Origin of the sequence: Pseudoalteromonas pernae (assembly GCF_039831865.1) — a bacterium.
GTDB classification, from domain to species: Bacteria; Pseudomonadota; Gammaproteobacteria; order Enterobacterales; family Alteromonadaceae; genus Pseudoalteromonas; species Pseudoalteromonas pernae.
This window is the reverse complement of sequence record NZ_JBDODM010000001.1, coordinates 326,844-342,822: the sequence shown is the minus strand read 5'-3', so window position 1 is coordinate 342,822 and position 15,979 is coordinate 326,844. Positions and strand designations below refer to the sequence as shown.

Sequence of the window (15,979 nt, the reverse complement as noted above, 5' to 3'; positions counted from 1 at the left end):
CAGGGTGGTGTACATTGCGTTTATTCGTACTTTTATCTTTAACATTCCTCGTCAGTTCTCCCATTGCGTCAGCAAAGGCAACGAATGTGGTTGTGCAGCAAGTTGCAACGGAAAGTAGCCAGCAACAGGTGCAGGCTGTTGGCAGCGCGCAGGCTGTGCGCTCTGTGATGCTCTATCCTGCGGTAGGGGATAGAGTCACCGCTGTGCACTTTACTCCTGGGCAAGAGGTCAAAGAAGGTGACTCGTTGGTTGAGTTAGACGCTCGCCAACAAAAAGCCGCACTCGATGAAGCGCAAATTCGTTTAGCTGATGCCGAGCGAACCTTAGCCCGTTTAAAAAATAGTTATGACAAAGGTGCTATTCCAAAAAGTGAATTAGACGATGCACTGACAGCCAGAGATCTAGCCAAAGTATTGGTGGTCAAGGCCAAAGCGGAACTTGAAGACAGAACAGTTCGCGCCCCTTTTAGTGGTGTAATGGGACTTACCGATGTTGAGGTCGGGGACCGAATCACAGAGCAAACTCCAATAGCCAGTATTGATGACACCCGGGCGCTATACGTTAATTTTAATGCCCCCGAGGCAGCACTTGCTATGCTCCGCGGTGGTACACAAGTGAGCGTCGAGCCTTGGCAGGGCGCTAACAAAGTGACAGCAAGCATCGCCCAGATCGACTCAAGAATAGACCCGCAAAATCGCACCATACGTGTAAAAGCAAAAATAGATAATCAGGATAATACTTTCCTTCCGGGAATGAGTTTTCGTGTTTATTTGCAAATGAAAGGCGCGCAATATGCTGTCGTGCCAGAGGCGGCGATGTTGTGGGGAGCGACAGGCCCTTACGTTTGGAAGAGCGTCGACAACGTCGCAACACGCGTTGACGTAAACATCGCCCAGCGCTTATCTGGGCGATTACTCGTCAGTGGCGACTTAGCCCCAGGAGAATTACTTATTGTTGAGGGAATACAAAGGCTAAGACCTAATCAAGAAGTCGCCTTTGAGCAAATCCAGATTGCTCAGGAGTACTAACAATGAGTGAACAATCATCGCAACAAATGCAAGACTTGCCATCGATGGCTATTCGTCGACCTGTACTTATTGTGGTGCTCAACTTACTGATCATCATCGCCGGTATTGCAGCTATTGCAGGCGTTGAAGTGCGTGAACTGCCGGATGTTGACCGTCCACGAATTACCGTATCAGCGTCTTTCCCCGGAGGATCCCCCGAAACTGTCGATACTGAGGTGACGAGCAAACTCGAAGGTGCGGTAGCACGAGTCAGCGGCGTTAAATCTATTCGGGCACAAAGCGAAGAAGGCAGCAGCCGTATTGTTGTCGAATTCCGACCAGGTGTGAATCTCGACGATGCCGCTAATGAGACACGAGAGTCGGTATCGCGGGTGCAGCGCGAGTTACCTGAAGAAGTTGAACGGGTCTCTATTATAAAGGCTGACAACGATGCTGAAGCGGTGGTATCAATGACGGTCAGTAGCGAAACGTTATCACTCGAAGCACTCACTGAGAGGGTTGAAGTTGATTTAGCGCCACAGTTTTTGACCATACCCGGTGTCGCTGATGTACGCCTCAATGGCGATCGTGAGCGTGTGTTAAGAGTGCGCATTGACCCGCTCAAACTGAGCAGTTTTAACCTTACTGTACCTGACGTTGCTGATGCGTTGCGGCAGGCGCCTTTTGACGTGCCAGCGGGTAGTTTAAAATCTAATGATCAGCAATTGATTGTCAGAGCCGACGCAACATCCATCAATGCTGAGCAAGTCGGCGATATCATCGTCAGAGGTGATACTCGCATTGCTGACATTGCGTCCGTCTATTTTGGACCAGCTGATCCTCGTTCTATGGTGCGTCTCGATGGCAAGCCAGTGATTGGTATGGAAGTCATTCGCCAAGCGCAGTCAAATACCATTGAAATTTCAGATGAGGTTTTGATGTTGATGGAGCGCATGCGTGAACGCTTCCCGGAAATGGAATTCACCCTAACATCAGACGACGCGCAGTTTATTCGTAGTTCAGTGGATGAGGTGCTCAATTCGTTAGCGTTGACCATTGTGCTAGTAGTCATCACCCTGTGGGTATTCATTGGTTCATGGCGCGCAACCTTAGTGCCTGCATTTGCAATACCCGTAGCGCTTATTGGTTCCTTAGCTTTGATTTGGGCCTTGGGCTTTTCCATTAATATTCTGACACTTTTGGCCTTGGTGTTGGCCACCGGTTTAATCGTTGATGATGCCATCGTGGTCAGTGAAAACATCCAACGCCAACGTAGCTTCGGTTTGGGAAGACGTGCCGCTGCTGTTATCGGCACGCGTGAAGTGTTTTTCGCTGTGGTTGCAACGACAGCGGTGCTAGCGGCTGTGTTTGTGCCCATAGCATTCTTACCGTCAACCGCAGGGCGATTATTCCGAGAGTTTGGTGGGGTACTCGCAGGGGCGGTGATTATATCTAGTTTTGTGGCGCTATCGCTGGTGCCTGCACTTACCTCCAAACTTAAGCTCAAATCTGGGGGCAGTCATATTTTTTCGGGTTTAGGGCACACGTTAGCGAATGCGTATAAATGGTGTATCGCTAAGGTGCTTGACCATGCTTGGATGGTGTTTGCAGCATGTGTCTTAGTGGCGCTCGCCTCAGGTGCTTTGTACACGCAACTAGAGAATGAGTTATTGCCTAGCGAGGACAGGGGTAAAATTCGTATCTTTGCCCGTGGGCCAGATGGGGTTGGCCTTAATTTCATGGATAGGCAAGCACAGAAAATGGAAGATATCTTGTTACCCTATGTACAAAGCGGCGAAATAGAATCTATTTACACTGTGGTGGGGCAATGGGACCCGAATATTGTATTTATTACGGTGCCGCTCAAGCATTGGGACGAAAGGCATTTTTCACAGCAAGAAATCATTAATAAAATTCGTGGGCCGCTTGGAGACATTCCTGGCGCACCGGCACGCGCGTTTGGCTCAAATAGTTTAAACCTGCGCGGACAAGGCGGAGGTGTTGAGCTCGCTTTGTTAGGCCAAGATTATAAAGCGATTTTTGCTGCTGCTCAGGATTTTGCTAAAGTCGTGGAAGCTGCAATTCCTGAAGTCGCCCCCGTGCGTATTTCCTACCAACCGTCACAACCACAATTGCGAGTCAACATAGACCGCAGGCGTGCAAAAGAGCTGGGTGTTTCGCTCAGTGATATAGCAATCACGTTGCGTTCGGCCATCAATGGTGACGATATCGCTGATCTAAACGTCGGCGATCAGTCCATTCCTATTATGTTACAGGCACAAAATCGCGTCATTAACTCACCAACAGATCTAGCTAATCTATATGTTGGTGGTGCAAATGGTATGTTGGTGCCACTTAGCTCTGTGGCGACCATCAGTGAAGAAGGGGTTGCGGCTGAGTTGGAACGTCACGCTCAGCGCAGAGCCATCGAAGTGGATATGGAACTTCCACCGAACATGAGCATGGCCGATTTAGTAAACCAACTACGTGAGCTAGCGCAGGATAACTTGCCAACAAGCGTTACTTTGGCGTTTAAGGGCGAAGCCCTGACCTTTGAAGAAACCGCCAATGAAGTATTACTCACTTATGTGTTAGCGTTCATCATTGTTTTATTAGTGTTGGCGGCCCAGTTCGAAAGCGTCAATAGCGCCATCGTGGTGATGATCACAGTACCTTTCGGTATAACCAGTGCAATTCTTGCGCTCTATTTAACTGGTACATCGCTCAATATCTTTTCGCAGATTGGTTTGGTGATGTTGATAGGTTTGATAGCCAAAAATGCGATTTTGCTGGTGGAGTTTGCCGATCAACTCCGTGACCGAGGTCATGCGGTAAGAGCAGCGGTTGAGCAAGCGGCACTTGTTCGCCTTCGACCTATAGCTATGACCTTGGTATCAACTCTGTTAGGCGCTTTACCTTTAATTCTATCAACGGGAGCGGGTGCCGAAGCGCGCAACGCCATTGGTTGGGTAGTGTTTGGTGGGTTAGCTTTGGCCGTGTTGTTCACCTTATTCTTGACCCCCGTAGTGTATCTCGGCTTAGCACGTTTCACTGCACCAAGAGCTGATGAAAGTAAAAAGTTGGCGTCGGAATTGTCACAAGCTAAGTAATAAAGATGTCCGCTCATATGAGCGGGCATGTTTTTTTGCTGATTTTTATATTAAGCTTCAAGCTATTAGCTCTAGTTTAGGGACAGGTTCATGCAAATTGAACAGTTGGAGATAGCGCAATTCTTACAAGGGCATTCCCCCTTTGATGAGTTACCTGAAGAAGCACTTTCCAATCTCGCTACCCAGGTCGAAGTTGCCTATTATCGCGCTGGCACAGAGATTTTAAATTATGGCGAAGACATCAATGACTTGTACGTTATTCGCTCAGGTGCGGTAGAGTCTTATCGACGCAGTGGTGAGCTTTATAATCGTATGGACAGCGGAGGCATTTTCGGCCAAATGGGTCTGATGATGAACCGCAAAGTTCGTTTTCCTGTCACAGCGATTGAAGATACCCTGGTTTATTGCATCGATGCTGATGTATTCAGTGAGTACTGTGATAAATATGAAGTATTTGCCGATTATTTTGAAGCAGAAGGCAATGTTAGACTGCACCAAGCAGTCACAGAGCATGCTGATAGCAACGACTTAACAACCGCAAAGGTGAAATCGTTACTGCACCGAGATGTGGTCACCGTGACCCTTAATACCTCGATACAAGAAGTCGCATCTTTAATGACAGAAGAGCACACTTCCAGTGTTTTGGTAACCGACCCAGATAAACCAATCAGTAACGACCCTGAAGAGGACGATGGTCAAGTTGTTGGCATTATCACTGATCGCGATATCCGTTCTAAGGTCGTTGCACAGGGGCTGTCATTAGATGTTGTCGCTGGCGATGTGATGACAAGGGAGCCAATCTTACTCGATGCCAATAGCTATGTGTTTGAAGCTGTTTTAGCCATGTTAAGGGAAGGGCAGCATCACCTACCCATTGTTCATAAACGTAAACCTATTGGCGTTATCACCTTGTCTGACATTCTGCGCTACGAGTCCCAAAGCAGCTTACTATTGGTGCGCGGTATTTTGGCTCAGCAAAGTGTGGAAGATCTCACCCATTACGCCAATCAACTCCCCAATGTTTTTGTACGTATGGTCAATGAAGATGCTAACTCCCATATGATAGGCACCGCTATGGCAGTGATTGGCAGAACGTTCAAACAGAGACTACTTGCATTAGCGCAAGAAAAACTTGGTCCGCCACCTGTTCCGTATTGCTTTATTGCTTTGGGGTCTATGGCACGCGACGAGCAACTGATCGTGACTGATCAGGACAACGCTATGATCTTAGACGACAGTTATGATGAAGCTCAACACGGTGACTATTTTCAACAACTTGCTGATTTTGTCTGTGATGGCCTAGCTGCATGCGGTTACGCGTATTGTGACGGAGAGATCATGGCATCATTTAAAAAGTGGCGATTAACCCGCAGCCAGTGGCGAGAAACATTTGCATCTTGGATTGCAGAGCCAAAACCACAGGCGCTACTTCACAGTTCTATATTTTTTGATTTAGACGGTGTGTGGGGCAAAATCAAATGGGCGGACGAACTTAAATCTTTTATTGCTACCCAAGGGCGAGCGAATAAACGTTTCTTGGCAAATCTTGCGACCAATGCGCGCAACCGTACGCCTCCTCTGGGCTTTTTCAAAGGCTTTGTGCTAGAGCATGACGGGGCACATAAACGAGCAATGAATTTAAAACGCCGAGGTACCGCTCCATTGAGTGACGTTATTCGCGTACACGCTTTGGCAGTGGGCTCTCGTAAGCAAAACTCCTTTGAACGTTTAGAAGATATTATTGATGCTAAATTACTGCCTCCAGGTAAGGCACAAGATTTACGTGACGCCCTAGAATATATCGCAATGACCCGTATTCGCCATCAGGCATGGCAAATAGAGCAGGGGGAACAGCCCGACAATAGTTTAGACCCAAATTTATTGTCGCCTTTTGAACAGCGTAATCTAAAAGAGGCATTCGCGATTTTAGAAAAAGCACAGAGCTTTCTAAAGTTCAGATACCAAACCAACAATGGACTCAATTAGTGTTTGTAAAGCAACCGCTCATCGATTGGCAATCTCGCTATGAAGAATTAGCGTGCAGGGCAGCGCATCCGCTCATTAATGAATTTTATCAAGCGGGGATTGTTGCGATGGACACGCCCATCAGCGATGTCGAGTTTGTCGCCATGGACTTTGAAACCACGGGTTTAAACAGCGATCAAGATGATATTGTCAGCATTGGTTTAGTACCGTTCAATTGGCAGCGAATTTTTTGCAACAAATCAAAATATTGGATACTTAAACCCGCACAAAATTTGGCAGAAGAATCCATTGTGATTCATGGCATAACGCATTCTGAGATTGAGAATGCACCAGATTTGAGCGCGCTCATCGAGCAGCTGTTTATGAAGCTCAGAGGTAAAGTTGTCGTGGTTCACTATCAGGCAATTGAACGCCCATTTTTAGCTAATGCGTTGTTAAAGCGCATTGGCGAAGGAGTACAATTTGCAGTGGTCGACACCATGGAGTTGGAGCGCCGAGCTTTGAGTATGCGCCGTGGTTTCATTGGCAAATTGTTTGGAGAAAAGCTGGGCTCATTACGGTTAGCTGATTGTCGTACACGCTACAATCTACCCAATTATGCAGCCCACAATGCAATGACAGATGCTCTTGCAACGGCAGAGTTGCTTCAAGCCCAACTTAGCTATCACTATCGCAGCGATACACCTATTCATCAATTGTGGATTTAAGGCGTAAAAAAACGCCGCGTATAGGCGGCGTTTTTATCATGGGGTTAGGTTAGGACCGAGGCTCTGTGCGCAATCCTAGAACAAGACTGACACACATTAGCAAGAGCACAATAGTGAACGGCAAGCCTGTCGATACAGCACCGGCTTGTAATGCCTCGATAGCTTCTTTACCACCGATCCAAAGTAACGCTGCAGCAATTGCACCTTCAATAGTAGCCCAAAAAATACGCTGAGGAACGGGGGCATCGACCTTACCGCCAGCGGTGATTGAATCAATAACCAACGAGCCTGAATCCGATGAAGTGATGAAAAACACCAATACCAACACGATAGCGATAAAAGAGAGAACGCTGGTCATAGGCAAAGCATCAAACATCTGGAACATAGCCAAAGGCACATCAGTTAGGCCTTTTTCGCCTAGTGTACCTACGCCGTTAACGATTTGATCAATGGCAATGCCACCATAAATAGACATCCACAGTGCAGTTACAAGTGTAGGGATGAGCAATACGGCAATTAAAAATTCACGAATACTGCGGCCTTTAGACACGCGCGCGATAAACATGCCAACAAAAGGTGACCAAGAAATCCACCATGCCCAATAAAACACAGTCCAGCCATGCATCCAGGTTTCATCTTCTCGGCCGTGCGGATTGCTCAGAGGAATGATATTTTCCATGTAACCCATCACTGTGTTGGGTAGATTGCCTACAGCAGCGGCAAAACCAACCAGCGCAACAAAAATAAGCAATATAAACGCCAAGCCCATATTGAGATTACTTAGTACTTTTACGCCGCCATCTATACCGCGTATCACAGAAATGATAGCCAGCAGCGTCACACCAACGATGACACCAATTTGCAGGCCAATGCCACCTTCGGTACCAAAAACATGATTAAAGCCCGCAGAAGCCTGTTGAGCGCCCAATCCTAACGATGTAGCGAGGCCGAATAACGTTGCTAACACTGCAAGGATATCGATGATGTGGCCAGGCCAACCCCATGCTCTATCGCCTAAAAGTGGGTAGAAAATGGAGCGGATTGAAAGAGGTAGCCCTTTGTTGTAGGCAAAAAAAGCGAGTGATAACGCAACGACAGCGTAAATAGCCCATGGATGTAGGCCCCAGTGGAACATAGTCGCACCCATTGCTGCTTTTGCTGCTTCAGGCGTGTTTGCGTCGACACCAAGTGGCGTTTCATACCACCCGGTGAAGTAGGCAACTGGTTCGGCTACGCCCCAAAACATAAGGCCAATGCCCATACCTGCAGCAAACAGCATAGCAAGCCAGGAAATTCGAGAGTGAGAAGGGACGGCATCTTGACCTCCCAACTTGATTTTACCCCAAGGACTGACGATAAGAGCAAGGCAGAAAATCACGAAGATGTTCGCAGACCACATGAACAAGGAGTCAAAATTATTAATGATGTCCCACTTTATACCATCGAGTGCGGCTTTTGCTGTGGCTGCATCTGTGACCAAAATGGCAATGAGAAACAGGATAATCAATGCTGCACTGGTGCCAAATACTGGATTGTGGACGTCAAACCCCCACTTCTGGATGTTGTCTTGACCGACGGTGTAGTCAGTGTTTTCTATGCTGTACTTGTCATGATATTCACTCATGTATACCTCTAGGTTGTTAGCCATACTTCGTTGGTAAGACCTAGTTGAGTTAATCCAGTCATCATAATAAATGTTTGTAGACTAACTAAAATAGACCCCGTTATGAGTACAATAGTTTAGAGGTTTATATACAAATGTAAATTCCCCTGCAAACGATTGCTCACTTTGTGTTCATAATGAGTATATACGAAGCAAAAAAAGAAGCGCTCATAAGCGCTTCTTTTAAATTTAAATGGTTTCTAGTGAAACTATTTTACAATGTCCATTTCCTCGATTAGGTTTTGGGCATTGTCGACATTTTCCATGATCCACAGCATGTAGCGTGTATCTACGTGGATTGAGCGATTTAGGCTTGGGTCGTAATCCCAATCACCAATAATACTTTCACTAACACCATCGAAAAGCAGACCAACCAACTCAGCCTTACCATTTAGGGTAGGAGAGCCTGAGTTACCGCCTGTGGTATCAACAGTACTTAGGAAGTTAACTGGTACTGAGCCCAAATCCTTGACTTTGTATGAGCCATATACTTTTTCAGCGATTTTTTCCATTTGCGCTTTTGGCGCATCAAACGGCTCGACTCCTGTATATTTTTCAGCTATGCCTTCAAGCGTCGTGAACGGTGTATAGGTTACTGCGTCACGCGGCGTATAGCCTTTAACTGTACCGTAAGTTACACGTAAGGTACTGTTGGCATCTGCGTAAACGGGTAGGCCCTGTTCTTTGTTGTAGGCGATTATTGCTGCCATATATTGAGGGCGAATTGCACTCAGTTCACCACTGAGCATTTTCTTCTCTTTTTCACGAGCTTGGAAATCGTCATAGGTTGCAACCGCTAACGCAATAAATGGATCATTGCTTTGCTGGAAGTCTTCAACCGATTTTTCCATCCACTCAAGGCGTTGCTCTTCGTTATTTAGTGAAGTGTTTTCGTACATCTTCGCTAGACGCGCTAACATATCTTCCTTAGTGTATTTCTTGTTTAAACCTAGGGCTTTATCAAGAGAAGCAATACGGTCTTTTTTGTCTAACTGCGCATATAAATCAACAAAGTGCGCCATCAATGCCATATCAACTTTGTCGTCATAACGGCGTGACAGGCTCGTCATACCTGCTTTGAAGCGCGTCATATCGCGCTCTTGGTAACCCGGCTCACGTTGCGCATCAGGTAACTTTTGCTCGTTGGCTAGACGATATAAACGTGTTGCTGTAGACATCATAGCACTGCGGCCCATGTAGCCTAGAATTAGGTCTAACTCACTGTCTGCTTGTGATTTGGCAATCAAAGAATCGAGTTCTTTAAGCACACTTGCATATTGCTTTTTACGCTTTTTGTCTGCGTTGATCCACGTGCTCAAATCGACTGCTAGTTTGTCTTTACGCGCTTGCATGTCGGTTTTTTGGTATGAGTTAATCATGCCACCGTAGTTCTTAGCGTAGTTAGCCAAACCAGCAAGTGTACTTTCATACGCGATGCGTGCTTTTGACCCTTCAGGTGCATTCTCTTTGATGATATCGATAGATTGTTCACGATATGCTTTCGCCGTTGGGTATACACTGTTGAATTGGTGTGTCACTTCACTTGCTGTGCGGTAGCGGTTAGTGCGCCCTGGGTAACCTGTCACCATAACAAAGTCACCTTCTTCAACACCTTTAGCGCTCACTTTCAAGAACGAATCTGAGCTAAATGGCACGTTGTCTTCACTGTAAGGTGCTGGTTTACCGTCTTTACTTACGTAGGCGCGATAGAATGAGTAATCGCCTGTGTGGCGAGGCCACATCCAGTTGTCAATGTCACCGCCATACTTACCTACACCCAATGCCGGGTTGTATACAAGACGCACGTCTTGGATTTCAAGCGACTTGATTAGGTAATACTCAAGGCCGCCATGGAATGTATAAACGTTACAACGGTATCCTGGGTCTTGCTCACATTCAGCGACCAGCGACTTCTCAGCATTCTCGACAGCAAGATAACGTTCGTTACCATTCATATCGTCCGACAGGTTTGCATTGACCTTGTCCGTCACGTTTTTAACTTCTTCAGTTACATACACACGTGAGCCCGGGGAAGCAGGGAGCTCATCCTTGAATGTTTTAGCAAGGAAACCATCTTTTAAGATGTTGTTTTCTGGCGTTGAATTATATTGAATCGAGCCATATGCGCAGTGATGGTTGGTCACTACCAAGCCTTTTGGAGATACGAACGAAGCAGTACAGCCGCCTAGGCTGATCACTGCGTTCATGGGGAACTCAGTGAGTTTTGAAATATTTTTAGGGTCTATTTCAAGGCCCTTTTCTTTAAGTACGGATTCTAATTCTGGTAGTTGGTGAGGTTGCCACATACCTTCATCTGCAAAAGCAGGAGCGAGAGTAGACGCGAGTACCGCAGCGCCGATAATAGATAAACGCATAGTTTCTTCCTGATTATTGTTATATCGGGACGCAGTGTCGCGCACACTAAGAAACTGTGCAACTTTTTACCTTTACAGAATGTTTCAGCGTGTAAATTATATTCTACGCTACAAAAGAAAAAGCACAGCCAATGCTGTGCTTTACAATGAAAGGACGGTCAGGCTTTGTAAGCTGAGTTGTGAATGTTTGCAGCGCGACCTGATGGGTCGGCATTATTTTGAAATGACTCATCCCAAAGCAGTGCTTCGGGAGTTGAACACGCTACCGATTTACCATGGGGTACACAACGTGTTGCAGCGCCACCTGGGAAGTGCTGTTCAAAGATACTGCGATAGAAATACGCTTCTTTAGTCTCGGGTGTATTGACCGGGAATTTGTAATGCGCATTTTGCATGTCTCTGTCACTCACTTGCTGTTCAACAAATTCTTTGAGTGAATCAATCCAGTTGTAGCCAACACCGTCTGAGAATTGCTCTTTTTGGCGCCACAAGACATCATCTGGTAAATATCCTTCAAACGCTTGGCGTACAATGTGTTTCTCGATGCGGCCGTCTTTACACATTTTCGCTTCTGGATTAACGCGCATCGCAATATCTACAAACTCTTTGTCCAAGAACGGTACGCGTGCTTCAACGCCCCATGCAGCCATTGATTTATTCGCGCGTAGGCAATCAAACATATGCAGCTTGGAGACTTTGCGGTTTAACTCTTCGTGAAACTCTTGTGCATTTGGCGCCTTATGGAAATAGAGGTAGCCACCAAATAGCTCATCCGCCCCTTCACCAGAGAGAACCATTTTAATACCCATGGCTTTGATTTGACGGGCCATTAAGTACATGGGTGTGGATGCACGCACAGTGGTTACGTCATACGTCTCAAGGTGATAAATCACTTCTTTCAAAGCGTCAATACCCTGTTGCACAGTGAAGTGAATAGGGTGGTGAATGGTACCAATTTGCTCAGCTACTTTGGCAGCTGCGGCTAAATCTGGAGAACCTTCAAGACCGATAGAGAATGAGTGTAACCGTGGCCACCAAGCATCGCTGGCGTCATTGTCTTCTATGCGCTTTGCTGCAAATTTTTGAGTGATTGCTGAAATAACAGATGAATCCAGACCGCCAGACAGCAACACGCCATAAGGTACGTCACACATTAATTGGCGCTTTACTGCAGCTTCAAGACCCGCTTTGACTTCCTCTGGGCTGGCTTCATTGTCACGAACCGCGTCGAACTGCTGCCAATCTCTTTGGTAATAGCTTACATATTCACCTACTTCACTGTCGAGATAATGCCCAGGGGGGAACTCTTCAATGTGATTACAAATAGGCGTCAGTGCTTTAAGTTCGCTAGCAACGTAAAAATTGCCATGTTCATCGCGGCCGGTATAAAGAGGTACAATACCAATATGGTCACGGCCGATAAGATACTTGTTCTTTTGCTCATCATACAAACAAAAGGCAAAGATACCATTGAGGTCATCTAAGAATTGGCTGCCTTTTTGCTCATACAGAGCAAGAATAACTTCACAGTCACTCTGGGTTTGAAATTCAAAGTCGATATCTAAGTCAGCGGCGAGTTGTTTGTGATTATATATCTCACCATTTACGGCCAATACATGAGTTTTTTGTGGGTTATAAAGTGGTTGAGCTCCGCTTTGAACGCCAACGATCGCCAGGCGCTCGTGCACCAAAATAGCATTATCACTACTGTATACACCGGACCAATCTGGACCGCGATGACGCAGTAATTTTGACATATCAATTGCTTGTTCTCGCAATTGCTCGACACTGGATTTGATATCCAGCACCCCGAAAATTGAACACATACTAGGTTTTCCTCATTCCTAATTACTTCACCTCTGTTGTAACAGAAAAAATAAGCTAAGTCACACGGCGAGTAGCGGATAATTTGGAAAATTTATGCACCATTGAGAAGCGTCGAATATTGCTGCGCACTATGGTGGTGCATTCAAAGTCGATAAGGTTAAAGTGCAATCAAAAGTTAGGTGATCACAGGCATAAAGGATGGTGCATCACGATGTTCGCGTGCACCAAAAAGGAACAAATACTTGTGAGGGCTTTTGCGGTTTAATCTTGTTTATGATTGCGGGCAATGCGCAACCTGTTGAGGTGGGCTTGATGTTGTTGGTTTAAACGCAGCGCTTGCTCTAGCGATACAGATTCGAAGTCCACAATGTCACCACCGCGAAATTGACCCAGGCGCGGTATATCAGCATGAATTACTTGTCCAAGCACAGGGTAGCCGCCTGTTGTTTGACAATCATTGAGTAATACAATTGGCTCACCGCTGGGGGGTATTTGAATGGTACCAGGGCATACCGCAGTGGTGCGAATACTTAGCGTATGACTGAGGCGTTGCTCAACGTTTTCAATGCCGAGTCTTAATCCCATGCGGTTGCTTTGCGCGGACACCGTCCAAGAGTTCTGCGAGAAACGCTTAACCGCGCCTACATCCAATCCATGTTCACGAGGGTCGACAACAAAATGAATAGGGCCGTGTCGTTGTGGCAGGTGCGCTCCCCAAAGTGAGCGATTGCGCGATGTTGGCTGATAAGCGAGTGTGTCACCGGCTTGCAGCAGTTGCCCGTTATTAGCGCCAAGTTGCGCCATCATATCGATGCTGGCGCTGCCTAAGGTTGAGTCGCAATCAAATCCGCCGGCGATTGCAAGGTAGCAACGAAGCATTTTTGCTGATGTAGCAAAGGTGAGCACTTGTCCTGCTTTGACTGAGTAACACCAACCAACGTCGATGCGTTGCCCATCTAAATTGGCGCTTAAATCTGCGCCACTGAGGGCAAATAACGTCGGCGAGTGAAACCGTAGCTTTGCCATGCCCAAGGTTATCTCCAGCGCCGAGGAATTTTCTTCATTCCCTACAAGTAAGTTTGCTATGCTCAGCGCATCGCTATCGAGGGCGCCACTTTGAGAAATCCCTAAGTGACGAAGACCCACACGACCTTGGTCCTGAATACTCAATTGCGGACCAGGTTTGATGACTTCTAGCATTACTTCTCCTCCACAAAGCTGACGGTATCGCCCGGAGCAAACAACGATGCCGGATTTCTACTGGCGTCGAACAAGCTCACCTTTGTATGACCAATAATATGCCAGCCCCCCGGAGAGTTAGCCGGATAAATAGCTGTTTTGTCTCCAGCAATCGCGACGCTGCCTTTAGGTACCAGTGTTCTGGGCAAATCTAATCGCGGTAATTGGATGGCCTTGGGTAATCCACTCATATAAGCAAATCCGGGTTGAAAGCCTATAAAATCAACGTCATAACGCACACTGCAGTGAGCCTCGATGAGTTGCGCTTCGCTAAGGCCACAGTGTTTCGCTACTTTCTGTAAGTCAAATGCGCCATCACCCCCATAAATAACAGGGATGACATGATGTTGACCAACTAGGCTGGTGGAATCGAATTGCTCCCATAAACGCAAACACTGACGTTCGATTGTCACAAGATCTGTGCTGGTGCTACAATAGAATGTGACGCTTTCATCTGCACTGACGGCATCAATTACTGTATCTTCAGCCAACATCTTTTTGGCAACAAAATTCACAAGACGTTGTTTTTGAACGTGCTCTAGATCACCTAAAGTGCCGCAGTCCAATACTAGGCAGGTGTCATTGAGCGCATAGAAGTCGGGCTTTGGAATTGTTTCTGACATTGATGCCTGTTCCTCTGGCTAGTTAGTTGTTGTAAATTTATTATTCCACAAAAGGTTTGTTTAATGAAATAACTTATACCTCAGGTAATAACATCGCACTGATGGCCCCAGCTATACCCATTACACTGTATATTAGGATCAATTCAGCATTTGTAAGCCAGTTACCTAAGAAGCCAAGGCTGCCAAATAGCAGCAAACAAACACCAATTACAGTGTTGCTAACCGCAACGTAATCTGTGCGTTTATTCCCGTCAGCCATGTCAACTAAGTAAGTTTTGCGACCCAAGCGTACACCTTGATGCGCAATAGTCAGGAGCAAATACATGCTGGGCATAAATGCCAGTGACGCAAGTAGCGAGTTAGCATACGTTGCAACCAAATACACAATGACACCATTAATACTCACCAATGATGCAGCAAACACCAACACACGCTTTGAGGATAAATCGCTTAGTCGCCCCCAAATTGGCCCAGAAACTAAGGATGCCAAACCTGATAAGCCCATAAATAAGGCTAACAACGAGAAGTTAAATGACTGCTCAGAGGCAACAATAATGTAAAACGGAGCACTGAGTGCAGAGCACAGCAATAATGCGCGTGTAATTACAAAATGAGCAAAGCGTGTGTCTTCTTTTAACAGGTTTAATTTCTTTATGGCGTGCTTTAGACCATTGCGTCCGCCCTCGGTGGCACCAGGGTATTCGTCGATTTTTGCATAAAACGCTGCGGCTAAAAGCCATACGAGTGCACCAGCGCCAAGCGCAAGTAAGACGGAAATCTTGTCGCCTTGTTGTTGGAAATACCACAAGCCTAAACCAAAAGTGATGGTTGCTAAGCCGGCTGCACTGGCTGCATACCCTGATAGACTGCCGCGTTGTTTTTTAGGAATAACTTTACCCAGAACATCCTTCGCCGCGACTGAATTGAATCCTCGCGCAAGTGAAAATACGACTAACAAGGTAATGATAGCGTAGCCCGCCGCATCGCCTTGCAGAAACAACCCAACAGCCACCATAGCTAGAATACACAGAGATTGAATAATGGCGCCACAAACCCATACCCATTTGCGAACAGCCAGTGTGCGCACATAATCGGCGATTGCTAATTGCGGCAGCAGTGAGCCTGATTCGCGAATAGGCACGAGCCAAGCGATGAACGCGCTAGGCACCTGTAAGGATTGCATTAACCAAGGCAATGTTACTTTAGGGTTTAATAGGGCATCAGCGAATTGGCTGAGGATTTGTGAAATGAGCAAAGTAACGTAATTACCAGGAACGGAAGTACAGGCATTTTCATCGATACCTTTACAGGCTCGGGCATCTTCGACATTGGCGAGTCGGTTGTAAATTTCTTCTGGGCTAAGCTTCTTTTTCATAGGCTCATTCGAATAAATAGTTTGTTTGTACGGTCATCTAAAAAGAGCGGGCTTTCGTACCTTTATT

The 15,979-nt window shown here is 46.4% G+C and carries 10 protein-coding genes; 4 read left to right on the top strand and 6 right to left on the bottom strand.

What is annotated here, in order from left to right; all coding sequences use genetic code 11:
- Positions 1-14 precede the first annotated feature (14 nt).
- The 4 genes from V1358_RS01500 (at position 15) to V1358_RS01485 (ending at position 6,810) form a co-directional block, all read left to right on the top strand.
- Positions 15-1,028 (top strand): efflux RND transporter periplasmic adaptor subunit, encoded by a 1,014-nt coding sequence (locus V1358_RS01500; protein WP_347389309.1) that lies wholly within the window; start codon positions 15-17, stop codon positions 1,026-1,028.
- Between the two features lie 2 nt (positions 1,029-1,030).
- On the top strand, positions 1,031-4,117 hold the full coding sequence (locus V1358_RS01495) for an efflux RND transporter permease subunit (protein WP_347392360.1): 3,087 nt from the start codon (positions 1,031-1,033) through the stop codon (positions 4,115-4,117).
- A gap of 90 nt (positions 4,118-4,207) precedes the next feature.
- On the top strand, positions 4,208-6,103 hold the full coding sequence (locus tag V1358_RS01490) for a DUF294 nucleotidyltransferase-like domain-containing protein (protein ID WP_347392359.1): 1,896 nt from the start codon (positions 4,208-4,210) through the stop codon (positions 6,101-6,103).
- Positions 6,103-6,810 (top strand): 3'-5' exonuclease, encoded by a 708-nt coding sequence (locus V1358_RS01485; protein ID WP_347389312.1) that lies wholly within the window; start codon positions 6,103-6,105, stop codon positions 6,808-6,810. The genes V1358_RS01490 and V1358_RS01485 overlap by 1 nt, the downstream gene beginning before the upstream one ends.
- Before the next feature lie 49 nt (positions 6,811-6,859).
- Here V1358_RS01485 and V1358_RS01480 read toward each other — a convergent pair whose 3' ends face one another.
- The 6 genes from V1358_RS01480 to V1358_RS01455 form a co-directional block, all read right to left on the bottom strand.
- Positions 6,860-8,434 (bottom strand): BCCT family transporter, encoded by a 1,575-nt coding sequence (locus V1358_RS01480; RefSeq protein ID WP_347392358.1) that lies wholly within the window; start codon positions 8,432-8,434, stop codon positions 6,860-6,862.
- A gap of 248 nt (positions 8,435-8,682) precedes the next feature.
- The gene (locus V1358_RS01475) at positions 8,683-10,848 is read right to left on the bottom strand and encodes a S46 family peptidase (protein ID WP_347392357.1); all 2,166 of its coding nucleotides are present in this window, start codon (positions 10,846-10,848) and stop codon (positions 8,683-8,685) included.
- 158 nt (positions 10,849-11,006) lie between these two features.
- Complete coding sequence (gene asnB / locus V1358_RS01470; RefSeq protein WP_347392356.1) at positions 11,007-12,674, bottom strand: asparagine synthase B; 1,668 nt, start codon at positions 12,672-12,674, stop codon at positions 11,007-11,009.
- 262 nt (positions 12,675-12,936) lie between these two features.
- Positions 12,937-13,875: a 5-oxoprolinase subunit C family protein gene (locus V1358_RS01465; protein ID WP_347392355.1), complete on the bottom strand. Its 939-nt coding sequence runs from the start codon at positions 13,873-13,875 to the stop codon at positions 12,937-12,939.
- A complete protein-coding gene (gene pxpB, locus V1358_RS01460; protein ID WP_347392354.1) occupies positions 13,875-14,537 on the bottom strand; it encodes a 5-oxoprolinase subunit PxpB in 663 nt (220 codons plus the stop codon). Before pxpB ends, V1358_RS01465 begins: the two co-directional genes overlap by 1 nt.
- 73 nt (positions 14,538-14,610) lie before the next feature.
- On the bottom strand, positions 14,611-15,912 hold the full coding sequence (locus V1358_RS01455) for an MFS transporter (RefSeq protein WP_347392353.1): 1,302 nt from the start codon (positions 15,910-15,912) through the stop codon (positions 14,611-14,613).
- Positions 15,913-15,979: the final 67 nt, after the last annotated feature.

Bases quoted from the DNA above. Each gene is read 5' to 3' on its own strand.
- V1358_RS01495 (WP_347392360.1), top strand. From the start codon at position 1,031: ATGAGTGAACAATCATCGCAACAAATGCAAGACTTGCCATCGATGGCT.
- V1358_RS01490 (WP_347392359.1), top strand. From the start codon at position 4,208: ATGCAAATTGAACAGTTGGAGATAGCGCAATTCTTACAAGGGCATTCC.
- V1358_RS01480 (WP_347392358.1), bottom strand. From the start codon at position 8,434: ATGAGTGAATATCATGACAAGTACAGCATAGAAAACACTGACTACACC.
- V1358_RS01475 (WP_347392357.1), bottom strand. From the start codon at position 10,848: ATGCGTTTATCTATTATCGGCGCTGCGGTACTCGCGTCTACTCTCGCT.
- asnB (WP_347392356.1), bottom strand. From the start codon at position 12,674: ATGTGTTCAATTTTCGGGGTGCTGGATATCAAATCCAGTGTCGAGCAA.
- V1358_RS01465 (WP_347392355.1), bottom strand. From the start codon at position 13,875: ATGCTAGAAGTCATCAAACCTGGTCCGCAATTGAGTATTCAGGACCAA.
- pxpB (WP_347392354.1), bottom strand. From the start codon at position 14,537: ATGTCAGAAACAATTCCAAAGCCCGACTTCTATGCGCTCAATGACACC.
- V1358_RS01455 (WP_347392353.1), bottom strand. From the start codon at position 15,912: ATGAAAAAGAAGCTTAGCCCAGAAGAAATTTACAACCGACTCGCCAAT.